This is a genomic window from Leclercia sp. UBA5076 (genome assembly GCF_002416465.1).
Classification (GTDB): domain Bacteria; phylum Pseudomonadota; class Gammaproteobacteria; order Enterobacterales; family Enterobacteriaceae; genus Enterobacter.
On sequence record NZ_DIAO01000011.1, the window covers coordinates 25,456 to 47,739 of the forward strand.

Genomic DNA, 22,284 nt, shown 5'->3' on the forward strand with positions numbered 1-22,284 from the left:
CTAAAACTCAAACTGATAGAGCAGATCGAGTGCCTGGTCTACGCCAGACACCGCTTCCAGATATAGCTTAGGCATCAGGCGATAGCGTAACGTGAGAGTTGCTAATGAGTCAAAGATCCCCACACCATATTTCACCTGCAGACCCGGCAGTACATAGCCGCTGACCACCACCTGAGAGGAGTCGCCGACCCCCTGGGTGTCCAGCGCCAGATTGCTTACGCCAAACGTCTCGCCGATTTTACCCACAACCTGACCACTTTGTGCAACCCCCAGACCGACTAACATTGAGGTCATCGCCGCGCTGTCGCTCTGATTGCTGTCCAGCCCCTGCCCGCGCAGCAGGTATGAGAGCGCTTCCTGCTGGGACATTGCCGGGTCGGAGAAAATTTCCGCTTTCGGTTCGTCCGCGGTGCCCGTCACGCGCACCCCGGCGATCACGTCATTTTCGGTGGCCTCCGGATTACGGATCGCTTCGATATTCAGCAGCGGCTGATCCGGCGGGCCGGAGAAGAGCAGTTCGCCTTTACGCACCATCAAATCCTGGCCGTAGGCGTGGAAGCGCCCTTCCGGAATGTTGATCTGCCCGTTCAGGCCCAGCCCCTGTTTATCCTGCGCGACTTTCAGATCGCCGGTCAGTCTGGCCTTCAGCCCAAACGCATCCAGGCGCACGTTGTTACCCACGTGTACGATCAGGTTGCTGTTGATCGGGATAGAGGCGCTCTGTGGCTCCTCCGGCTGGAGGTTGTTGTTGAGCATGACCTCATCGCTGGAGACGCCCACCGCGCTTTCCGGCAGTTCATGCACCACGATACGAGCCCACGGTACATCGACGCGGCCATCAAGGGTGAAGAGCTGCGGCGTGGCCTCAAAGACCACATCCGGCGAGACGTCTAAACGCACCATCGGCGGCACGGTGATCCGCACCTTGCTGCCTTTGGCCGCCACCCGGGCGCGCCAGTTATCGAGCTGGCTCCAGTCGGCATCGCCGCTGAGGTTGATCTGCCCCTGCTGGGTGCGTACGGTGCCCGTAAGCGTCGAGCTCATGCCGTTAAAGTTCATCGCCAGCTGGCTCGGCAGCATATCAAACGGCATAAAGTTGCCGTCGATATCTACCCCGTTGAGCTGCATCTGGCCGAACAGCTGCGGGCTCTGGGCGCTGCCCGCCAGCCGCAGGTTGGCATTCAGCATACCTGCCGCCTTCTCGCCGCGGGAGAAGATGGCATTCGCCATCGCCAGGTTAAGATTGCGAATGTTGACGTTGCCGCCCAGGTTGCGCCGTCCTTGCGGATCGGTCACCTGGATCTGGCCGTCCAGCTGCCCGTTGTTGGTGAGGCGGATCAGCCAGCCCAGCTCGGCGCGGTTGTTATGCAGATCGGCGGTGAGATTGAGGGTGCTGAAGGCCAGCGGCAGCGGCGCATCGTTCACCACCTGCGTCACCTTCACGTTACGCCCGGCGAGCGTGACGTTGCCCTCCGGCAGCCCCGGTTTGGTGGTATCCCAGGAGACATCCGCCTTGCCGCTGAACACGCCGCTTGCTTGCGTAGTGTCTGGCATGAACGGCTTGATCATCGCCAGATCGAAGCGGTTAAGGTTGACCACCGCCCGCCCTTCGGCGCCTGCGTCAATGGTCTGCGGCACGCACAGTTCGGCATTCGGGTTGGTCCAGCAGTGCGGCCCGATGCTAATCTTCTGCTCCGCGTTACGGTAATCCAGGGCAATAGCGCGCGATAACGACCACGGTCCCACCGGGGTGGCGAAGCGGGTGTTATCCAGGGTGCCTTTCCAGCGGGTCTCCTGGCGGTCAAAGCTGCCCGCCAGGTGCAGCTGGCCGGAGACCGGTTCACCCTGAATGCGCAGCTGGAGGTCATGCTGTTTCTCGCTACCTTTGGCTTCAAGGGTGACCTGATTGAGGTTGAGGCCCGGCTGCGAGATACGATCGACGCGCAGGTTCAGGTGCCCGGCGATCTGATCGGTGGATTTCACGTCGCCATCTACCCGCACCCGGGCGATGGTAAGATCCTGCCAGCGCAGGCCGTTGGCGGTGATAACCGCCAGCAGCTGCGGGGCTTCTACCGTGCCGCGCACCTTCAGCAGCCCTTTCGCGGTTCCGCCCAGTCCTGGCAGGGCATTATCCAGGTTCGGCGCGTCGATAGTGGCATCCAGATCGAGATCTTTCACCCCCAGCTCGCCCTTAATATCGGCGGTGTTGCGCCCCAGCGCGACGTGCAGGCCCGGGATGACCCACTGCAGGTAGCTGTTGCCCTTCAGCGAGCCGTTCACATCCACTTTGTTCTGCTTCACGTTGCCGGTGATTTTCAGCTCCGGCACCGCCATCTGCCAGCTACCGCCGTAGAGACTGCCGCGGGTTTTAATCAGCCCGTCGAGCTTCGAGGGCCAGTCCGGCACCTCTTTGGCAGTGTTGATCCCGGTGAGCTTCAGCTCCCCGCGCCAGCTGATCGCCTTCTGCCAGTCGAGCAGCGCCGTCAGCTCGGTTTTGCCCTCCAGCGCGGCCACCGTCAGCTTGTCGAGGTTGATCTGCTGTTCGTTGCCCTTCGCATCCAGGGTGATGCCGGCAGGCGGCAGCCCCTCCCCTTTCACCGCGGTGCGGAACGACAAGGTGTAGTCGGTCATTTTGCCGGTGAGCTTCAGCTTCACGTCATCGGCCTGGTACTGCTTCTCGCCGGTAAACGGCCAGTAGAGCTGCTCACTCACCACTTCAAGGTTGAGCGGCAGGCCCGCCTCTGCAAGCCGGGTCTGGCCGCGCAGCACCATATCTACCGGGCCGGAGAGGTTCACGCCAAACTCCAGCTGTTCGCGCATGGCGCCGCCCACCTTCAGCTTCACCTTCTCGCCTTTAATCGGATCGATGTTCAGGGTACTGTTGAGGGTGATATCCACCGGCCAGTTATCCCGTAACAGGGCGTTGCCGGTGGCGTTAACGCTGCCCTGGTTGGTGTCGATATCCAGCGCGTCGAGCTTCATGTTGCCGTCGATGCTGCTCACTTTCAGCAGCATGTTGAAGACCGTCAGATCGGTATCGCCGGTGAGGCGCAGCTGCTCGCCCTTAAACTCTTCAATATTAAGGTTCAGCGGCAGGTGAACGTCGGTCATCTCCGGCAGGACCGGTTTCGAGAAGAGATCCTTCAGGGTTTCGCCCAGCGGCTTCTCTTCCGGCTGCGGGTTCTGAATTTTAGGCTCGACAATCTCTTCCTGGGCCACCTCCGCCACTTTCGGCAGAGCAATCAGCAGCCCTTGCAGAGAAGTCGGGGTCAGGGTCAGGTTTTTCTCCTGCCAGCGCAGGCCGGAGGTGAAATCCATCACCGACACGGTGGTGTCGTCGATTTTGACGTTGATGTTATTCAGCGCCACCCGGTTAAGCGATATCGGGTATGGCGTGGAGAGATCCAGCGGCCCGCTCTCCTCTTCGGCAACGGGCTCCGATTGCTCCATTTTTTTGGAATCTATCGTCACGAAGAGATCTTTTAACGACAGATCGTTAATGCACAGGCTGCTGTCACGCAGGCAGCCGAGCTTCACCGCCAGATGCAGATCCCCGGCGTTGACCGCCACCCCCGGCTGGTCGTAGCGAACGTTTTTCAGGTGTAAGTCGCGCCAGCCGCCGGTGACCTGACCAATCTCCAGCCCCGGCACCCAGCGGTCTGCCGCCTTAAACAGCAGATGCAGCCCGCTGGTGGTGCCCACCAGAAAGGCCACCGCAGCCAGCAGCAGCAGGATAAACAGCAACACGCCGAGGCTAATTTTCTTCCATAAACTCATAATTCAGGCCCCAGACCGATGTAAAACTGTAAACCGTGTTCATCTTTATCGCCCACCGGCACGGCGAAATCGAGCTTGATCGGCCCGACCGGTGACTCCCAGCGCACCCCGACGCCTGCGCCGGTTTTAAAGTCGCTGCGGCGGATATCGCTTACTGCTTCTCCGCTGTCGATAAAGGTCGCGCCCCACCATTTTCCGGTGACGTTGTACTGATACTCCAGCGAGCCGGTAGCCAGCTTCGAGGCCCCGATCAGCTTGCCGTCGTCATCTTTTGGCGCGATGGATTTGTATTTGTAGCCACGAATGCTGCGATCGCCCCCGGCGAAGAAGCGCAGATCCGGCGGCACTTTTTCAAAGTCGCCGGTTTCAATCCAGCCCAGGTTGCCACGCACCACAAAGCGATGGCGGTCATAAAAGGTGCGGATCCAGACGTTTTGCGCCTGTACCACGGAGAAATCTACATCCGAGCCCCAGGCGGTATTGGAGTAGTCTATCGAATAGCGCTGGGAATCCCCCCAGTCCGGCATCAGGCCGCCGCGGGAACGGGTCCGGCTGATCATCACTCCCGGATAGAGCAGCATGGTGGTATTGGTAACATTGGCCTGGGTAAAGTGGTCGAGGCTCCAGCGCAGGTTGATGGCGCGCTGCCAGCCGCTGGAGAGATCCCAGTAGCGCGACACGGCGAGGGTCGTAGAATCCGCTTCGGTGTCGTTCAGATCGGTGCGCTTAAAGCCGCCCTGCACCAGGTAATATTGCTCAAGCGGATTTTTTAGCAGCGGCATTTTATAGCTGAAATCGAGCTGTTGCTCCGGAGCTGAGAGGCTGACGTTGCTGGTCAGGCTGTGGCCGTAGGAGTTCATCCACGGCTTTTTCCAGGTCGCTTTTACGCGCGGGCCGACGTCGGTGGAATAGCCCACCCCGGTCTCAATGGTGTTCTCGGTGCGTGGCGATACCACGCCGTGCAGCGGCAGCACTTTGGTCTGTCGCGCTTTATCAAACTCCGGTGCCACCACCACGGAGTTAAACCAGCCGGTGGCTGACAGACGGCGGTTAAGCTCGGCCAGATCTTTCGACTGATAATAGTCGCCCTCTTTAAAGGGGATCAGATTCTGCAAATACTCATCACGGATCTGCGACCCTTCGAAGGTGACATCGCCAAAGCGGTAGCGTTCCCCGCTGTCATAGTCGATGTCCCAGAACGCCTGATGCCGATCGAGGGCGATGCCGAGCTGACTTTTATTGAACTGGCTGTCAAAGTAGCCTTTGCGCAGCGCCACCTTCGTCAGATCTTTTTTGAAGCCGTCATAGTCGCTGTGATTGAGCACGGTGCCATTCTTTGGCCGCGTGTTCAACAGTTCAAGGTAGTCCTGATCGGTACGCGCGCCGCCGCGCAGCACCACGTCCGTGCCGCCGATGAGCACCGGAACCCCTGGCTTGACGCGGGCAATCAACACCTGCCGCCCTTTGGCCGGAGGTGGACGCAGCTCGAAGTCGATGGTCGGCTCATAGTAGCCGAGCGCTTTTAAACCGCCGCGGATGGCGTCGTCCACGCGGGCGCGAAAGCGACGATCGGGCGTCACTTCGTCGCTCTCAATAGTGGAGAGCTGCGCGCGTACGTTTTTTTCCAGCGCCCCGGATAGCCCCTCAACCTGTAAACGAACGTTCGCCGCGCTGGCGACTCCGCTTGTCAGCAAGAGACTGGCTAAACATAACTGGCGGATTTTTGGCACGTTTTCTCCTGAATATCCTTGTTTCCACCCCTGGAAGCATATGAAGTGCCGCTCCGCAGCAAATCACGGCAAAAGCCCAAAACCCAATACGCGGGTTGAAAAATGGTTAAACACCCTAATATTTCTTATGTTTAAATCTAGACTCATTCACCGCATTTATTGTGTTCAATTAAACGCGTCGTGACAACCTTAACCCAAACATCACCCACCCGGAGGCCACACCGTGAGTTTATTCGATAAAAAGCACCTGGTTGCTCAGGCGGACGCATTACCGGGACGTAACACCCCTATGCCTGTCGCCACTCTCCATGCCGTTAACGGCCACTCCATGACTAACGTCCCGGAGGGGATGGAAATTGCCCTGTTCGCGATGGGCTGTTTCTGGGGCGTGGAGCGCCTCTTCTGGCAACTGCCGGGCGTCTACAGCACCGCGGCAGGCTATACCGGGGGCTATACCCCGAACCCAACCTACCGCGAAGTCTGCTCCGGGCAGACCGGTCACGCCGAAGCGGTACGGGTAGTATATGATCCGAACGTCGTCAGCTACGAACAGCTGCTGCAGGTATTCTGGGAAAACCACGATCCTGCGCAGGGTATGCGTCAGGGCAATGACCACGGTACCCAGTACCGCTCGGCGATCTATCCGCTCACGCCGGAACAGGATGCCGCCGCCCGCGACAGTCTGGCGCGCTTCCAGCAGGCGATGCACGCCGCCGGCGACGATCGCCCGGTGACGACCGAAATCACCAACGCCTTACCGTTCTATTATGCGGAAGATGACCACCAGCAGTATCTGCATAAAAATCCGTACGGCTACTGCGGTATCGGTGGCATTGGTGTCTGCCTGCCGCCTCAGCTGGCATAACAGTAAGCCGGTTTTGCCTGTTGACGAGCAAAACCGGCTCAAAAAGCGATCTCTGGCGACTTTACAGCCGTTTACGCTATACTACCCCTCGAAATAACCGGCCTACCGCTTCGGACCGGTGTTCAAAATATCTACACACCTGTATGACCAACTTCCCTCCGAGGATCTGGCGAGAAGCCGGATAAGATATGTTAAACAGTATTTTAGTAATACTTTGTCTCATCGCTGTCAGTGCATTTTTCTCTATTTCAGAAATCTCTCTGGCCGCATCCCGTAAAATTAAACTTAAACTGCTCGCCGATGATGGCGATCTCAATGCCCAACGCGTCCTGAAAATGCAGGAAAACCCGGGGATGTTCTTTACCGTGGTGCAAATCGGCCTCAATGCGGTCGCCATTCTTGGCGGTATTGTGGGTGATGCTGCATTCTCGCCCGCATTCCATAGCGTTTTCTCCCGATACTTCTCCCCTGAGCTTTCCGAGCAGCTGAGCTTCATTCTCTCCTTCTCACTGGTGACTGGCCTGTTCATTCTGTTTGCCGATTTGACCCCGAAACGCATCGGTATGATTGCGCCAGAAGCTGTGGCTTTGCGCATCATCAACCCGATGCGCTTCTGTCTCTTCGTGTTCCGCCCGCTGGTGTGGTTCTTTAACGGCCTGGCCAATACCATTTTCCGTCTGTTTAAGCTGCCGATGGTGCGTAAAGATGACATCACCTCTGACGATGTCTACGCGGTATTTGAAGCTGGCGCGCTGGCGGGGGTGCTGCGTAAGCAGGAGCATGAGCTGATCGAGAACGTGTTTGAGCTGGAGTCCCGTACCGTGCCGTCCTCCATGACCGGGCGTGAGAACGTGATCTGGTTCGATCTGCACGAAGATGAGCAGAGCCTGAAGAAAAAGGTGGCGGAACATCCGCACTCCAAGTTCCTGGTCTGTAATGAAGATATCGATCACATCATCGGTTATGTCGACTCCAAAGACCTGCTGAACCGCGTGCTGGCGAACCAGAGCCTGACGCTGAACAGCGGGGTGCAGATCCGCAATACCCTGATTGTCCCGGACACCCTGACGCTCTCCGAAGCGCTGGAAAGCTTCAAAACCGCCGGGGAAGACTTTGCGGTGATCATGAACGAATACGCGCTGGTGGTGGGGATCATCACCCTGAATGATGTCATGACCACCCTGATGGGCGATCTGGTGGGCCAGGGTCTGGAAGAGCAGATTGTGGCGCGCGATGAGAACTCATGGCTGGTGGACGGCGGTACGCCTATCGACGACGTGATGCGCGTGCTGGACATCGACGAGTTCCCGCAGTCGGGCAACTACGAGACCATTGGCGGCTTTATGATGTTTATGCTGCGTAAAATCCCGAAACGCACCGACTCGGTGAAGTTCTCGGGATATAAGTTCGAGGTGGTGGATATCGACAACTACCGCATCGACCAGCTGCTGGTGACGCGCATCGACAACAAACCGACGGTGCTGGTGCCAAAAATGCCGGATGCTGAAGAGAACGCCTCGGCCTAAACCAGAAACATCAACGGCTCCCATCGGGAGCCGTTTCTTTTACTGCATAGCACGTTGGTTAAGCCATCTCAGTTTGCAGACGCATAACCTGACGGTTGACTTCGGACATCACAGAAAAGTGCTGTTTATCCTTCACTTTTGGGACAAGGATTTTGCCCTTATCAAACTCAAAAGCGCCAACGTCCTTGATATACAACCGTCCACGGAACAGGATTTTTACGTATTTAGCTACCTGAAGCGGATTGTAGCGTTGAAAAATTTTCATTCTATTATCTCCTGCGAATCATACGCTCTTGCGGCACCACAATCGGGCCGACCCTCTGGAGCGCAAATTTTGTTGCCCAATGACTATAGACGAGAAAAATGGTGATACCCAGTCTGCATAAGTTTATTTACCTTTTGATGACAAATAATCAGAATATTCTTTGCAATCGTAACTTTTGGGCAGTATAAGCCATCGTTTTTGTGCAGATATGTGCGTTCCCCCTCACTCTGGCACCGGGATTGCGGGTAAAGCGCTGCGATCGCACTTATGATTAAAACATCAGACCAAGTGGTCGGATCACCTGCTAATAAAACAAAAAAGAAAACACCATGACCATACGTAACATCCTGGCAACTGCCTGCCTGATGCTGCCACTGATGGCTTCCGCACATAATTTTGAGAAGGGACAACGAGTGCCACCGGTGGGCATTGCCGACCGGGGAGAATTGATCCTCGACAATAATGAGTTTAGCTACAAAACCTGGAATAGCGCGCAGCTTCCTGGCAAAGTGCGAGTGGTGCTACATATTGCCGGTCGCACTTCGGCAAAAGAGAAAAACGCAACCCTGATTGAAGCGATCAAGTCGGCACATTTACCAAAAGATACTTATCAGACCACTACCATAGTGAATACCGATGATGCGATACCGGGTTCCGGCATGTTCGTGCGCAGCAGCCTGGAGAGCAATAAAAAGCTCTACCCATGGTCACAGTTCATCGTCGACAGTAACGGCGCGGCGCGCGGCGCCTGGCAGCTGGAAGAAGAGAGCTCAGCCGCCGTCGTGCTGGACAAGCAAGGTAAAGTGCAGTGGGCGAAAGATGGGGCGCTGACCCAGGAGGAGGTGCAGCAGGTGGTCGCCCTGCTGCATAAGTTGGTCGGTCAGTAAAGCGAGACCCGGAAGCCTGGATTAAGGAAAGATTCCCGCGGGGTATAGTCGAGCGGCTTGCCCTGCCAGTCGTGAACATGGGCGCCCGCGGCGGCGGCAACGGCATGGCCTGCCGCCGTATCCCAGACGTTGGTTGGCCCAAAGCGGGGATAGAGCTGCGCCTGCCCTTCTGCCACCAGGCAGAACTTCAGCGATGACCCGATCGACGTTGTCTGGTGCTCGCCCAGCTGATGCAGATACTCCTCAAGTTCGTTATCCGAGTGAGAGCGGCTGATCACCACCAGCGGTGGCCGGGCGTCACGCACCTGGATCGGGTTGCGCACCCCGCACTCCTCTTTCCACGCTTTGCCTTCGGCGGCGCTGTACATCACCTTCAGCACCGGGGCGTAGACTACCCCCAGCACCGCTTTGCCTTTATCAATCAGGGCAATATTTACCGTAAATTCACCGTTACGCTTGAGGAACTCTTTGGTGCCGTCCAGCGGATCAACCAGCCAGTAACGCTGCCAGTGCTGGCGCTCCTCCCAGGGCTGGGGATCTTCTTCGGAAAGTACAGGGATATCGGGCGTTAACGCCTGCAAGCCTTTCAGGATCACGCCGTGCGCCGCAAGATCGGCTGCGGTCACCGGGGAGTCGTCGATTTTACGGATCGTATCCATCGGGATCTTACCATCGTAGACCTGCATAATGGCCTCGCCCGCTTCCCGTGCGAGCTGACAAATTTTATCTAACATTCTCCACCTCTTTGTTATCACAGTGGGTATAACTCTTTGTTTTATTTATATCGCATTGTGAATAAATCCGCTATCTGTGAAGCAATTCCGGTTTCAGGGCCCTTTTTTCTGGCAGGATTCACAATTCTGTAAGCAAAAAAATATAGATACATATTCTTTTGTGGCCTGGATCGAATAAAAGGACTCCTCTGATGATTAAGTTTAGCGCAACGCTCCTGGCGACGCTGATTGCGGCGAGCGTACAGGCAGCGACGGTTGATCTCCGCATTCTGGAAACCACCGACCTGCACAGCAATATGATGGACTTCGACTACTACAAAGACGCCCCGACGGAAAAATTTGGTCTGGTGCGTACCGCAAGCCTGATTAACGCAGCCCGTAGCGAAGTGAAAAACAGCGTCCTGGTCGATAACGGGGACTTAATTCAGGGTAGTCCTCTTGGCGATTACATGGCGGCGAAAGGTCTGAAAAAGGGCGATGTGCATCCGGTCTACAAGGCGCTAAATACCCTGGATTACGCGGTGGGTAACCTGGGTAACCATGAGTTTAACTACGGGCTGGACTATCTGCATATGGCGCTTTCAGGGGCCAAATTCCCGTACGTTAACGCCAATATCATCGACGTTAAGACCCAGAAGCCGCTCTTTACACCTTATCTGATCAAAGAGACCACCGTGGTCGATCAGGACGGGAAACCGCAGACCCTGAGGATCGGCTATATCGGCTTTGTCCCGCCGCAGATCATGACCTGGGATAAGGCCAACCTGAGCGGCAAAGTGACGGTTAATGACATCACCGAAACCGCCCGCAAGTATGTGCCGGAGATGCGCGAAAAAGGCGCCGATCTGGTGGTGGTGGTAGCCCACTCGGGGCTCTCTGCCGACCCATACCAGGCGATGGCGGAAAACTCGGTCTACTACCTCAGCGAAGTGAAAGGGGTGGATGCTATTCTCTTCGGCCACGCCCACGCGGTTTTCCCGGGTAAAGACTTCGCCAGCATTAAAGGGGCGGACATTGCCAAAGGCACCCTGAACGGCGTGCCCGCGGTGATGCCGGGCATGTGGGGGGATCACCTTGGGGTGGTCGATCTGGTGCTCAATAATGACGGCGGCAAATGGCAGGTCACCCAGTCGAAAGCCGAAGCGCGACCGATTTACGATCTGGCCGCTAAAAAAGCGCTGGTGGGCGAAGATAAAAATATCGTCGAGGTGCTGAAGCACGATCACGACGCCACCCGCGAGTTTGTCAGCAAACCCATCGGCAAATCCGCCGACAACATGTACAGCTACCTGGCGCTGGTGCAGGACGATCCTACCGTGCAGGTGGTGAACATGGCGCAGAAAGCCTACGTGGAGCGCTATATTCAGGGCGATCCGGATCTGGCGAAACTGCCGGTCCTCTCCGCTGCGGCGCCGTTTAAAGTGGGTGGTCGCAAGAACGATCCGGCCAGCTATGTTGAAGTTGAAAAAGGCCAACTGACCTTCCGGAACGCCGCCGATCTCTATCTCTATCCGAACACCCTGGTGGTGGTCAAAGCCACGGGCCAGGAGGTGAAGGAGTGGCTGGAGTGTTCTGCGGGCCAGTTTAACCAGATCGACCCGACCAGCACCAAACCACAGTCGCTGATTAACTGGGACGGTTTCCGCACCTATAACTTCGATGTGATCGACGGGGTGGAGTACCAGATTGATGTCTCCCAGCCGGCGAAATATGACGGCGAGTGCCAGGTGGTGAATGCCCAGGCCGAACGCATTAAAAACCTGACCTTTAACGGCAAGCCAATCGATCCGAAAGCGACCTTCCTGGTGGCGACCAACAACTACCGCGCCTACGGCGGTAAGTTTGCCGGGACCGGCGACAGCCATATCGCCTTCGCCTCACCGGATGAGAACCGTTCGGTGCTGGCAACGTGGATTGGCGAGCAGTCGAAGAAGAGCGGCGAAATCCATCCGGCAGCGGATAACAACTGGCGTCTGGCCCCTGTTCACAGCGATGTGAAGCTGGATATCCGCTTTGAGACCGCGCCAACGGAAAAAGCGGCGGCGTTTATTAAAGAGAAAGCGCAGTACCCGATGCAGCAGGTCGCGACCGATGAGATTGGATTTGCGATCTATCAGTTAGATTTAAGCAGGTAAAAGAACGTTGCCGTTTCCCAGCCCGGGTAAGGCGCAGCCGCCACCCGGCAAACAGACCGCACAATGCCCGGCGGCGCTGCGCTTGCCGGGCCTACAAACTCGTAGCCGCCACCCGGCATCAGGCCGCACGTTCATCCCGGTGACTCATCACCTGGGGCAAATTCAGCTCGATCCAGTCGGCCAGCGCCGCCACCTTCTCACTCACCTCTTCCCCCAGCAGGGTCAGGCTGTACTCCACGTGCGGGGGCACTACCGGATACGACACACGATTGACAAAGCCATCCTGCTCCAGCGCCTGTAGCGACTGGGCCAGCATCTTCTCGCTCACCCCGCCCATCTTGCGCCGCAGATCGCTAAAGCGATGTGTTCCCTGACGCAACGCCACCAGAATCAGCACGCCCCAGCGGCTGGTCACATGCTTGAGCACATCCCGGGAAGGGCACTGCTCGGCAAAGAGATTGCCGTCGCGCATTTGCTCGCTGAGGGTTGGGTTTGCCATGAGATACTTACCTTTTTGTACGTACTTACTAAAAGTTAGTTTGAGTGATAGTGTGCCACAACATTCACCCGATACGAAGGATATTCATCATGATCGCGATTACAGGCGCTACCGGCCAGCTTGGCCAACGCGTTATTGAACAGCTGCTGAAAACCGTTCCGGCGAGCCAGCTGGTCGCCATTGTACGTAACCCGGCGAAAGCTGAGGCGCTGAGCCAGCAGGGCGTGACCGTGCGTCAGGCCGATTATACCGACCAGACCGCCTTCACCGCCGCACTCGCGGGCGTGGATAAACTGCTGCTGATCTCCTCCAGCGAAGTGGGCCAGCGTACGCCGCAGCACCAGAACGTCATTAACGCGGCGAAGGCGGCGGGCGTGAAATTTATCGCCTACACCAGCCTGCTGCATGCCGACACCTCCCCGCTGGGCCTGCATGTGGAGCACGTCGCCACCGAAAAAGCGCTGGCCGAATCGGGCATTCCTTACGCTCTGCTGCGTAACGGCTGGTACACCGAAAACTACCTCGCCAGCGCCCCGCCTGCGCTGGAACACGGCGTGTTTATTGGTGCTGCCGGTGAAGGCAAAATTGCCTCCGCCACCCGCGCCGACTATGCCGCCGCTGCGGCCCGCGTTATCAGCGAAGAGGGTCATGCCGGTAAAGTTTATGAGCTGGCAGGTGACCAGGCGTGGACGTTAAGCGAGCTTGCTGCCGAGCTGAGCCGCCAGAGCGGTAAAAACGTGGTCTATCAGAACCTGAGCGAAGCGGATTTTGCCGCCGCGCTGAAGGGAGTGGGTCTGCCGGCAGGTCTGGCGGAGATGCTGGCCGATTCCGATGTCGGTGCCTCGAAAGGCGGTCTGTTTGATGACAGCCGCACCCTGAGCACCCTGCTGGGCCGCCCGACCACCACGCTTGCGGAGAGCGTGAAGCACATCCTGTAATTGTTAAAACATGGTTAATTAGTGTGGCATCCCTGCGAGTCATCTCTGATAATGAGACTCTGACCCGCGAGGAGGCTCACCGTGCAAGGCGTACCTGAACAGTTTTTCGATGAGAGAGACAGCGCGCGCTTTCGCCATCTGGCGCAGGTGCCGGGCGTGGAGCTGTATCACGCCCATATCTCCCGCTACGCCTTTGAACCCCACACCCATGAGGCCTTCGGCATCGGTGCCATAGAGGCCGGTGCCGAACGCTTCCGCTATCGCGGCACGCAGTATGTCGCCCCCGTTCACTCCGTCGTCACCATGAATCCCGACGAGCTGCACACCGGCGAGGCCGAAACCGCTGACGGCTGGCGCTACCGGATGATCTATCTCGAACCGGATCTGCTGGAGGAGGTGACAGGCATTCGCCACTGGTGGTTCAGCGACGTCACCCGCCACGATCCCCGCCGTTCGCAGCAGATCTGTCAGCTGATCTACGGCCTGTGGCACACCGACGATCCGCTGGCGCAAAAGGGCCTGCTGCTGGATCTGATTGATACCTTCCAGCCGCTGGCGCGCCATGCGCCGGTCGCAAAAGAAGGGGCGCATCGCTTCGAGCGCGTGCGCGACTATCTCCATGACAACTATATGCACTCCCTGACCCTCGATGAGCTGGCGCAGGTGGTGTCGCTCAGCCCGTACCATTTCCAGCGCCAGTTCAAAGCCCATTTTCACGTCACGCCGCATCAGATGCTGATGGCGATCCGCCTGTGGCGCGCCAAAGCCTTTCTCACCCAGGGACTCCCGGCGGCAGAGGTGGCCGCCGCGACGGGCCTGACCGATCAGTCGCACCTGACCCGGGCCTTTACCCGTCGCTATGGCATTACGCCGGTGCGCTACCAGAAACAGGTAACGCAGCGCTAATGCGCAATCTCATACAATACCGCCCTCTGTTGCCTTTCTACACTGCCAGCAGGTTCAGAGCAGAGGAAGGAAAAAATGATTAGCGGCGTGTTGTATGCCCTGCTTGCAGGGTTAATGTGGGGACTGATTTTTGTCGGGCCGCTGATCGTCCCGGAATACCCGGCGGCGCTACAGTCGATGGGGCGCTATCTGGCGCTGGGGCTGATCGCCCTGCCGATCGCCTGGCTCGGCCGGGCGCGGTTACGCCAGCTGAAAGGCCGGGACTGGCTCACCGCCCTGTCGCTGACGATGATGGGCAACCTGATCTATTACGTCTGCCTGGCAAGCGCGATCCAGCGTACCGGGGCCCCGGTGTCGACCATGATCATCGGCACGCTGCCGGTGGTGATCCCGGTGTTCGCCAATCTGCTCTACAGCCAGCGCGATGGTAAGCTGGCGTGGTCGAAGATGCTCCCGGGGCTGTTTGCCATTGCGCTGGGGCTGGTGTGCGTAAATATCGCCGAGCTGCGTCACGGCATGGCCGGAAGCAGTGGCTGGCGCTATGTTTCGGGGATCCTGCTGGCGTCGGTGTCGGTGGTCTGCTGGGCATGGTACGCCCTGCGTAACGCCCGCTGGCTGCGGGAAAACCCCGACAAACATCCGATGATGTGGGCCACCGCCCAGGCGCTGGTGACACTGCCGGTCTCGTTACTGGGCTACCTTGCCGCCTGCGCATGGCTGAACGTGCAGCAGCCGGACTTTGCCCTGCCGCTGGGGCCACGGCCATGGGTCTTTCTCGGTCTGATGCTGGCGATTGCCGTCTGCTGCTCATGGGTGGGCGCCCTGTGCTGGAACGTCGCCAGCCAGAAATTACCGACGGTGATCTTAGGGCCGCTGATTGTCTTCGAAACCCTGGCCGGTCTGCTCTATACCTTCCTGATGCGCCAGAGCCTGCCGCCGCTGTTAACCGGCACGGGAATTGTGTTGCTGGTGGTGGGGGTGGTGATTGCGGTAAAAGCAAAGCCGGAAAAAATTTCGGTCGTTCCGGCTTCGGAGCTGTAATTATTGCCCGGCGGCGCTGCGCTTGCCGGGCCTACAAAGTCATGCGTTCCATAGGCCGGGTAAGCGTTAGCGCCACCCGGCCTCTGTCAGAAGGTTTCCCAGTTGGCGTCGGTGGTCGCCTGTACCGGTTTGGCTTTTGCAGCATAGGTTTTCACCGGCGCAGCCTTAGCCACCGGGCCCTTCGCAATCTTAAATACCGCCACCGCCTCGTTCAGGCGTGCCGCCTGCTCTTCCAGCGCTGCCGCTGCCGCCGCAGACTCCTCCACCAGCGAGGCGTTCTGTTGGGTCACGCGATCCATCTCGGCCACCGCCTGGCCGACCTGATCGATACCCCGGCTTTGCTCATCAGAGGCGGACGCAATTTCGCCCATAATGTCGGTGACGCGGGTTACGGCGCTGACGATCTCCGCCATCGTCTCCCCGGCCTCATTCACCAGCGCGGAACCGGCGCTGACCCGGGCACCCGAGTCGTCAATCAGCCCTTTGATCTCTTTCGCCGCCTGGGCGCTGCGCTGGGCCAGGGTGCGAACTTCTCCTGCCACCACCGCAAATCCGCGTCCCTGCTCCCCGGCACGCGCCGCTTCTACCGCCGCATTCAGCGCCAGGATGTTGGTCTGGAAGGCGATGCCGTCAATCACGTTGGTGATCTGGGCGATTTTGCTGGAACTGTTGGCGATCTCGTCCATGGTGCGCACCACCCCTTCCACCACGTTTCCGCCTTTTTTCGCGGTGCTTGAGGCATCCAGCGCCAGGCGTGACGCCTGACGGGCATTATCGGCGTTCTGCTTCACGGTGGCGGTCAGCTGTTCCATGCTGGCGGCGGTCTCTTCCAGCGAGGCAGCCTGCTGCTCGGTACGGGAAGAGAGATCGTTGCTGCCTGCGGAGATTTCACCCGCGCCGGTATAAATGGTGTCGGAGCCCTCACGCACCACACCTACGGTGTTCGCCAGCGCCTTCTGCATCTCGTGAACGTTATAGGCCAGCACCGCCATTTCGTTTTTGCCCTGAACGTCAACAGGCTGCGTCAGGTCACCCGCGGCGATAGCGCGAATATGATCGATGACCTCCTGCAGCGGCAGCAGCAGCACACGGCGCATGGCGATCCAACTGGAGACAATCACGGCGATCACCAGAAGCATCATCCCGGAAAGGATCCACAGGATGCGTTTGTAGTCGCTCTCGTTATCTTCGATGCCTTTATCGGTAAGGGCTGCCTGAGCCTGGCGCCATTCACGATAGACTTTCTGCATTGCGGTCTGCTTCTGCTCGGCGTTCTGCTTAAACATATCTTCGAGGTTGCCCTGGGAGAGCAGAAGGTTCATCTGGGTCAGGGTGGCCGAGTAGATGCGGTACTGCTCTTCCAGCTGGCTGGAGAGTTTTTCATCCAGGCCCGGCGTTTCCGGCAGCGCGTAGTATTTGTCGTAATGGGACTGGGCGTCTGCCAGCAGATTTTTTGCCGTGTTGACCAGCTCGTTCAGCTGCCCGCCGTTGATCTGCGAAGCCATGCTGCTTTGCAGGCGCAGCATGCCGCGGTTGAGGGTGACGCGCGCCTGGTTAAGGCTGATCCAGGCGTCGGTGAACTCGGCCACATTCTGGCTGGAGACCTGGGAAACGGTGAAGTTCTCTTTGTCGTTATTAAGCGCATTGATGAAAATGCCGGCGGAGATCAGTTGCATGATCCCGAGCGCCAGCAGCACCGAAATCAGAAGGGTTATCACTTTTATACGTTTAAACATGCGTTGCCTTTTTTATATGCAGGTATTGTCTGACCTGTATCTATCGGCAGGCGCAGCGGGTTGTTTACCGTCTCTGTGCCTTTAAAAAGTTTCTAAACCCGTTTTTTAAATCCATTCATAGAGTTAAATCGGCATTTTTTTGTGATCTGTATCGCTTTTTTTACCCCTGCCTATAAAGGGTTATAGCTTCGCCTAAAAGATGCATTTAAAATACATCTTATCAAATAACGATGAGGTAACGACCATGGCCTTCCGCGACCAACCTTTAGGCGAGCTGGCGCTCTCCATCCCACGCGCTTCCGCGCTGTTTCGTAAATACGATATGGATTACTGCTGCGGCGGTAAGCAAACCCTGGCGCGTGCCGCGACGCGTAAGGAACTGGATCTGGACCTCATCGAAGCAGAACTGGCGAAGCTGGCCGAGCAGCCGCTGGAAAAAGAGTGGCGCAGCGTGGCGCTGGCCGAAATCATCGATCACATCATCGTGCGCTTTCACGATCGCCACCGCGAACAGCTGCCGGAGCTGATCCTGCAGGCCACCAAAGTTGAGCGCGTCCATGCTGATAAAGCCTCTGTTCCGCGCGGCCTGGCGAAAAACCTGACCCTGCTGCATGAAGAGCTCTCCAGCCACATGATGAAAGAGGAGCAGATCCTGTTCCCGATGATCAAACAGGGAATGGGCAGCCAGGCGATGGGGCCGATCAGCGTGATGGAAAGCGAGCACGACGACGCCGGTGAACTGATTGAGGTGATCAAGCACATCACCCATAACGTGACCCCACCTGCGGATGCCTGCACCACCTGGCGCGCGATGTATAACGGCATTAACGAGATGATCGATGATCTGATGGAGCACATCAGTCTGGAGAATAACGTCCTGTTCCCACGGGCGCTGGCCGGGGAATAAAAAAGCCCGGTAGCGTTAGCGCTTACCGGGCTTACAAAAGCAACGAACCGTAGGCCGGGTAAGGCGCAGCCGCCACCCGGCACAACACAATTAACGCATGCCAGCCATCCGCTTCTTACCGATAAACAGCCAGCCCAGCCCCAGCGCGATAAACCACAGCGGCGTGACCATCAGCGCCTGACGGGTATCCTCTTCCAGGGTCAGCAGTACCAGCACAAACACGAAGAACGCCATGCAGACCCAGCACATCAGCTTGCCCCACGGCATCTTATAGATGGATTTTTCATGCAGGTGCGGACGCTGTTTGCGGTACACCAGGTACGAGCAGAGGATGATGGTCCAGACGAACATGAACAGGATCGCTGAAACCGTGGTGATCATGGTGAACGCGCCAATCACGCTTGGGTTCACGTAGAGCATCACCACGCCGCCCAGCAGACAGATACAGGAGAAGGTCAGCCCTTTCGCCGGTACCGCACGTTTAGAGAGCTTGGCGAACGCACTCGGGGCCACCCCTTCCTGCGCCAGACCAAACAGCATACGGCTGGTGGAGAAGACGCCGCTGTTAGCCGAAGAGGCCGCGGAGGTCAGCACCACGAAGTTAATCAGGCTTGCCGCCGCCGGTAAACCGACCAGCACAAACAGCTCAACGAACGGGCTCTTGCTGGGTACCACGGAGCTCCACGGCGTGACCGACATAATGACGATTAGCGCGAAGACATAGAACATGATGATACGCACGGGAATGGAGTTAATCGCCCGCGGCAGAGACTTCTCAGGATCTTTGGTTTCTGCGGCAGTGGTTCCCACCAGCTCAATCCCCACAAAGGCGAAGACCGCAATCTGGAAGCCGGCAAAGAATCCGCTCAGCCCTTTCGGGAACCAGCCCCCGTCGTTCCACAGATGGGTGAACGAGGCCTGCACGCCGCTCGGGGAGGTAAAGTGGGTCATGATCATCACCAGGCCGACCACAATCAGGCCGACAATGGCGACGATTTTGATCATCGCGAACCAGAATTCCATCTCACCGAACATTTTTACGGTGGCGAGGTTAAGGCTCAGCAGCAGAATGATGACCGCCAGCGAGGCCACCCAGTCCGACAGTCCCGGGAACCAGAACTGCGCGTAAGCCGTAATGGCGACGACGTCGGCCATTCCGGTCACCACCCAGCAGAACCAGTAGGTCCAGCCGGTGAAATAGCCCGCCCACGGCCCGAGAAGGTCGGAGGCAAAGTCGCTAAAGGATTTGTATTCGAGATTCGAGAGCAGCAGCTCGCCCATTGCCCGCATCACGAAAAAGAGCATAAAGCCGATGATCATATAGACAAAAATGATCGACGGCCCGGCAAGACTGATGGTTTTGCCTGACCCCATAAACAGCCCGGTACCGATAGCGCCGCCGATGGCGATAAGCTGAATATGACGGTTTGTGAGATTTCGCCGTAGCGATTGTTCAGACGGTGCCTCTTCGTCGGCAACGACTTTTACCTGATCTACCATGTGATGTTTTCCTGTTGTTACTGCCTGTGTTGTTTAGGCTCTTCTGGCCCTTTATTACGTCGAAAAGCGATGCCCCGGTTAAGGACACATCGATATTAGGTAAGAATCGGCGGGATGAATACTTTGATTTAAATATTATGTTAACAATATGTTGAAATTGAGTGACATATCACTTAAGCCACGCAAAACAGCTCACAAAAATACACTTACTGTGACCTTTTGCAAGATAATCTGTTGATTGGGGCGTAACTATAGGTTTTTTAACTAATTTCCCCTCCCCTGCCGGGGAGAGGAAGAGGAGAGGCCGCTTACAGGATTTCCAGCAGCTCAACTTCAAAGACCAGGGTGCTGAATGGCGGAATAGAGGCGCCAGCGCCACGCTCGCCGTAGGCCAGGTTCTGTGGGATAGTCAGCTCCCATTTAGAACCCACCGGCATCAGGGTCAGGGCTTCGATCCAGCCTGGGATCACGCCGTTTACCGGGAATTCTGCCGGTTCGCCGCGGGCAACAGAGCTGTCGAACACGGTGCCGTCAATCAGTTTACCGGTGTAGTGCACGCGAACGTGGTCGGTACGCGCCGGGATTGGACCTTCACCCTGGGTGATAACGCGGAACTGCAGACCGGTTTCGGTGCTGTTCACGCCTTCACGCTCACGGTTCTCTTCAAGGAATTTCTCGCCTGCCGCAGCCATCTCTTCGAAACGGGCGCGACGCACAGCGTCTGCACGTTCGTGGATTTCACGCAGCGCGCGGTGAACCACATCTACCGGAACCGCTGGTTGTTTACCTTCCAGCGCATCGGCGATACCCGCCACCAGCGCTTCAGGTAACAGACCCTGCAGACCTGATTCGCTCAGCTGCTGTCCTACCTGCAAACCAATGCCGTAGCTTGCCTGCGCTTCGATTGTGTCAAAAGTCGGGGTGGTCATGGGATTTCCTTCCATCACATTTAAAGTAGCGGGCAGCATAACAGCCACCTTCCATCCGGTAAAACTTTGTCTTATGGAAAGATGACAAATTACGACGAAACGGAAACAATAGAGGCTATCTGGATTTTTCCCGAATGCGTGTCACGGAAGCTGGCTTTGTTACGCTCATCAGGCAGTTAGCAAACTATACTTCTCGGGACAGGAAAAAAGACGCGGAGCAGGAGGAGAGCCATGCCCGGGCCATTTGAACTAAAACCTACCCTGACGAAAATCTGGCATGCGCCAGATAACTTTCGCATCATGGACCCGCTGCCGCCGCTGCACCGCAGAGGCATTATTATCGGTGCGCTGATGGTCATTGTCGGTTTTCTGCTGCCAGGCGGCGCGGACGACAGCGCCACAGCGCCCGTGCGTCGTGATGCCGAACTGGATTTCCGTTCGCAGACGCAGCCGCAGCCAGATTCACAGCCGATGCAAACGCAGCTGGTGTCACCCTCTAACGATCCCGGCCAGGTCGCGCCTGTTGAGCCGGAGCCGATTCAGGAAGAGCAGCCCCAGGAGCAGGTCGCCGCGCCGGTGCAATCCCAGCAATCCCCTCCCGGTATTGAACAGCAGTGGCGTTCCTACCGTGTAGAGTCGGGCAAAACGATGGCGCAGCTGTTCCGCGATCACAACCTGCCGCCGACCGACGTCTATGCCATGGCGCAGGTTGAGGGACCAGGCAAGCCGCTGAGTAACCTGCAAAACGGCCAGATGGTGCAGATTCGCCAGAATGCGAGCGGCGTGGTGACAGGGCTGACCATTGACAGCGGCAACGGCCAGCAGGTGCTGTTTACCCGTCAGTCTGACGGCAGCTTCATCCGCGCCAGATAGCGCTTCGCCCGGTGGCGTAACGCTTACCGGGCCTCTTTTCCACTGACTTTATTCACCCACCAGATCCCAGAGCAGACCAGCACCAGCGCCACGACATATTTGATCTCCAGGATATTTTCACCGAGGAAAATGGCCGAGAGGACGGTTCCGGCCACCGGCACTAAGAAGTTGAACGGGGCGATCATACTGACGCGGTTGTGTTTCAGCAGCAAACTCCACAGTGCAAACGCCACCGAGGAGAGCAGAGTCAGGTAGCCCAGGATGGCCGCCGCTTTGACGCTGGGAACGGCCAGCGTTCCGCCGGTGATATAGCCGCCTGCCACCAGCATCACCCCACCTATCGCCAGCTGCCAGCCGGTCATCACCATCGGATCCACCGTCTGCGAGATGCGTTTGCCGTACAGCGTGGCGGCAGAGAGGATAAACGCCGCCAGCACCACAAAACCATCCCCGTTCCAGACGAAGTGGAAGTCCTGCAAACCGCTGTTAAAGTTCACGATCATCACCCCGGCAAACCCGAGGATACAACCGAGGGCTTTGTTGTAGCTGATCCTGTCGTTCTGATAGATAAAGTGCGCCAGCATGACGCTGAAGAAGGTGGCGGTCGCGTTCATGATCGACCCTTTGGCGCCCGTTGTGTATGCCAGACCGATATAAAAGAACGTGTACTGGATCGTCGTCTGCGTCAGGCCCAGTATCGTCAGTTGCCCGAACTGGCGCGGGCTGAGCCGACCAATCGGCTTGCGCTGGGCCAAAGCGAGCAGCAGCAATAGCAGGCCAGCAAAAACAAAGCGATAACCCGCAAAGACCACTTTTGATGGAATGTCGTTGGTGGCGATATGAAAGAGTTCGTAGCCACTCTTGATCGCGGGATAGGAGCTACCCCATAGCAGACAGCACAGCGTAGCGCTGGCGAACACGATGTTTTTACGGGAGAAAAGCGGTGCAGGCAGAGCGGTATCCATGACAAATCCCAAAGATAAAATAGCGTTTCATTTTATTATCAGGGAATGCGCAAGGAATAGCCACCATACAA

General features: G+C 57.5%; 18 protein-coding genes. 9 read left to right on the plus strand and 9 right to left on the minus strand.

Features of this window, described 5'->3' with window-relative positions:
• Together tamB and tamA are read right to left on the minus strand one after the other, a co-directional pair.
• On the minus strand, positions 1-3,777 hold the full coding sequence (gene tamB / locus B3X29_RS10625; protein ID WP_159340448.1) for an autotransporter assembly complex protein TamB: 3,777 nt from the start codon (positions 3,775-3,777) through the stop codon (positions 1-3).
• A complete protein-coding gene (gene tamA / locus B3X29_RS10630) occupies positions 3,774-5,507 on the minus strand; it encodes an autotransporter assembly complex protein TamA (RefSeq protein WP_103178004.1) in 1,734 nt (577 codons plus the stop codon). The genes tamB and tamA overlap by 4 nt, the downstream gene beginning before the upstream one ends.
• 223 nt (positions 5,508-5,730) lie before the next feature.
• Between tamA and msrA the strand changes: the two genes are divergently transcribed.
• A complete protein-coding gene (gene msrA / locus B3X29_RS10635) occupies positions 5,731-6,372 on the plus strand; it encodes a peptide-methionine (S)-S-oxide reductase MsrA (protein ID WP_103178003.1) in 642 nt (213 codons plus the stop codon).
• A gap of 188 nt (positions 6,373-6,560) precedes the next feature.
• Positions 6,561-7,898 (plus strand): hemolysin family protein, encoded by a 1,338-nt coding sequence (locus B3X29_RS10640; protein ID WP_103178002.1) that lies wholly within the window; start codon positions 6,561-6,563, stop codon positions 7,896-7,898.
• 58 nt (positions 7,899-7,956) lie between these two features.
• Here the strand turns inward: B3X29_RS10640 and B3X29_RS10645 are convergent, their stop codons facing one another.
• On the minus strand, positions 7,957-8,163 hold the full coding sequence (locus tag B3X29_RS10645) for a DUF1107 domain-containing protein (RefSeq protein ID WP_032616223.1): 207 nt from the start codon (positions 8,161-8,163) through the stop codon (positions 7,957-7,959).
• 329 nt (positions 8,164-8,492) lie between these two features.
• Between B3X29_RS10645 and B3X29_RS10650 the strand changes: the two genes are divergently transcribed.
• Positions 8,493-9,050, plus strand: coding sequence for a YtfJ family protein (locus tag B3X29_RS10650; protein ID WP_103178001.1), 558 nt, complete (start codon positions 8,493-8,495; stop codon positions 9,048-9,050).
• Here the strand turns inward: B3X29_RS10650 and cysQ are convergent.
• Entirely contained in the window at positions 9,044-9,784 is a 741-nt protein-coding gene (gene cysQ / locus B3X29_RS10655) for a 3'(2'),5'-bisphosphate nucleotidase CysQ (protein ID WP_103178000.1), read from the minus strand. The two genes, B3X29_RS10650 and cysQ, sit on opposite strands and share 7 nt — an antisense overlap.
• A gap of 191 nt (positions 9,785-9,975) precedes the next feature.
• Here cysQ and B3X29_RS10660 point away from each other — a divergent pair, with 191 nt between their 5' ends.
• Positions 9,976-11,919 (plus strand): bifunctional 2',3'-cyclic-nucleotide 2'-phosphodiesterase/3'-nucleotidase, encoded by a 1,944-nt coding sequence (locus B3X29_RS10660; protein WP_103177999.1) that lies wholly within the window; start codon positions 9,976-9,978, stop codon positions 11,917-11,919.
• Between the two features lie 118 nt (positions 11,920-12,037).
• Here B3X29_RS10660 and B3X29_RS10665 read toward each other — a convergent pair whose 3' ends face one another.
• Positions 12,038-12,418: a winged helix-turn-helix transcriptional regulator gene (locus B3X29_RS10665; protein WP_201304753.1), complete on the minus strand. Its 381-nt coding sequence runs from the start codon at positions 12,416-12,418 to the stop codon at positions 12,038-12,040.
• A gap of 89 nt (positions 12,419-12,507) precedes the next feature.
• On the opposite strand from B3X29_RS10665, the gene B3X29_RS10670 reads away from it, so the two are divergent.
• From B3X29_RS10670 to B3X29_RS10680, 3 genes are all read left to right on the plus strand, one after another.
• Positions 12,508-13,356, plus strand: coding sequence for an SDR family oxidoreductase (locus B3X29_RS10670; protein WP_159340447.1), 849 nt, complete (start codon positions 12,508-12,510; stop codon positions 13,354-13,356).
• A gap of 81 nt (positions 13,357-13,437) precedes the next feature.
• The gene (locus tag B3X29_RS10675; protein WP_103177996.1) at positions 13,438-14,262 is read left to right on the plus strand and encodes an AraC family transcriptional regulator; all 825 of its coding nucleotides are present in this window, start codon (positions 13,438-13,440) and stop codon (positions 14,260-14,262) included.
• 75 nt (positions 14,263-14,337) lie between these two features.
• Positions 14,338-15,303: a DMT family transporter gene (locus tag B3X29_RS10680; RefSeq protein ID WP_159340446.1), complete on the plus strand. Its 966-nt coding sequence runs from the start codon at positions 14,338-14,340 to the stop codon at positions 15,301-15,303.
• A gap of 86 nt (positions 15,304-15,389) precedes the next feature.
• Here B3X29_RS10680 and B3X29_RS10685 read toward each other — a convergent pair whose 3' ends face one another.
• Positions 15,390-17,039 carry a methyl-accepting chemotaxis protein gene (locus B3X29_RS10685; protein WP_159340445.1) on the minus strand — a complete coding sequence of 550 codons (1,650 nt, stop codon included), beginning with the start codon at positions 17,037-17,039 and terminating at the stop codon, positions 15,390-15,392.
• Between the two features lie 244 nt (positions 17,040-17,283).
• On the opposite strand from B3X29_RS10685, the gene ytfE reads away from it, so the two are divergent.
• A complete protein-coding gene (gene ytfE, locus B3X29_RS10690; protein ID WP_103177993.1) occupies positions 17,284-17,946 on the plus strand; it encodes an iron-sulfur cluster repair protein YtfE in 663 nt (220 codons plus the stop codon).
• Positions 17,947-18,036: 90 nt separating this feature from the next.
• Here the strand turns inward: ytfE and cycA are convergent, their stop codons facing one another.
• Positions 18,037-19,446: a D-serine/D-alanine/glycine transporter gene (gene cycA, locus B3X29_RS10695; RefSeq protein ID WP_103177992.1), complete on the minus strand. Its 1,410-nt coding sequence runs from the start codon at positions 19,444-19,446 to the stop codon at positions 18,037-18,039.
• Between the two features lie 308 nt (positions 19,447-19,754).
• Entirely contained in the window at positions 19,755-20,375 is a 621-nt protein-coding gene (gene fklB / locus B3X29_RS10700; RefSeq protein ID WP_168191996.1) for an FKBP-type peptidyl-prolyl cis-trans isomerase, read from the minus strand.
• Positions 20,376-20,606: 231 nt separating this feature from the next.
• Between fklB and B3X29_RS10705 the strand changes: the two genes are divergently transcribed.
• A complete protein-coding gene (locus tag B3X29_RS10705) occupies positions 20,607-21,248 on the plus strand; it encodes an OapA family protein (protein ID WP_103177990.1) in 642 nt (213 codons plus the stop codon).
• Between the two features lie 23 nt (positions 21,249-21,271).
• Here B3X29_RS10705 and B3X29_RS10710 read toward each other — a convergent pair whose 3' ends face one another.
• Entirely contained in the window at positions 21,272-22,213 is a 942-nt protein-coding gene (locus tag B3X29_RS10710) for a DMT family transporter (protein WP_159340444.1), read from the minus strand.
• Positions 22,214-22,284 lie beyond the last annotated feature (71 nt).

What these genes read in the sequence shown, in the direction of transcription:
- B3X29_RS10670 (WP_159340447.1), top strand. Translation starts at nt 12,508, where the DNA reads ATGATCGCGATTACAGGCGCTACCGGCCAGCTTGGCCAACGCGTTATT.
- cysQ (WP_103178000.1), bottom strand. Translation starts at nt 9,784, where the DNA reads ATGTTAGATAAAATTTGTCAGCTCGCACGGGAAGCGGGCGAGGCCATT.
- B3X29_RS10645 (WP_032616223.1), bottom strand. Translation starts at nt 8,163, where the DNA reads ATGAAAATTTTTCAACGCTACAATCCGCTTCAGGTAGCTAAATACGTA.
- ytfE (WP_103177993.1), top strand. Translation starts at nt 17,284, where the DNA reads ATGGCCTTCCGCGACCAACCTTTAGGCGAGCTGGCGCTCTCCATCCCA.
- B3X29_RS10710 (WP_159340444.1), bottom strand. Translation starts at nt 22,213, where the DNA reads ATGGATACCGCTCTGCCTGCACCGCTTTTCTCCCGTAAAAACATCGTG.
- B3X29_RS10665 (WP_201304753.1), bottom strand. Translation starts at nt 12,418, where the DNA reads ATGGCAAACCCAACCCTCAGCGAGCAAATGCGCGACGGCAATCTCTTT.
- B3X29_RS10685 (WP_159340445.1), bottom strand. Translation starts at nt 17,039, where the DNA reads ATGTTTAAACGTATAAAAGTGATAACCCTTCTGATTTCGGTGCTGCTG.
- B3X29_RS10660 (WP_103177999.1), top strand. Translation starts at nt 9,976, where the DNA reads ATGATTAAGTTTAGCGCAACGCTCCTGGCGACGCTGATTGCGGCGAGC.
- tamB (WP_159340448.1), bottom strand. Translation starts at nt 3,777, where the DNA reads ATGAGTTTATGGAAGAAAATTAGCCTCGGCGTGTTGCTGTTTATCCTG.
- cycA (WP_103177992.1), bottom strand. Translation starts at nt 19,446, where the DNA reads ATGGTAGATCAGGTAAAAGTCGTTGCCGACGAAGAGGCACCGTCTGAA.
- B3X29_RS10680 (WP_159340446.1), top strand. Translation starts at nt 14,338, where the DNA reads ATGATTAGCGGCGTGTTGTATGCCCTGCTTGCAGGGTTAATGTGGGGA.
- B3X29_RS10650 (WP_103178001.1), top strand. Translation starts at nt 8,493, where the DNA reads ATGACCATACGTAACATCCTGGCAACTGCCTGCCTGATGCTGCCACTG.
- fklB (WP_168191996.1), bottom strand. Translation starts at nt 20,375, where the DNA reads ATGACCACCCCGACTTTTGACACAATCGAAGCGCAGGCAAGCTACGGC.
- B3X29_RS10640 (WP_103178002.1), top strand. Translation starts at nt 6,561, where the DNA reads ATGTTAAACAGTATTTTAGTAATACTTTGTCTCATCGCTGTCAGTGCA.
- B3X29_RS10705 (WP_103177990.1), top strand. Translation starts at nt 20,607, where the DNA reads ATGCCCGGGCCATTTGAACTAAAACCTACCCTGACGAAAATCTGGCAT.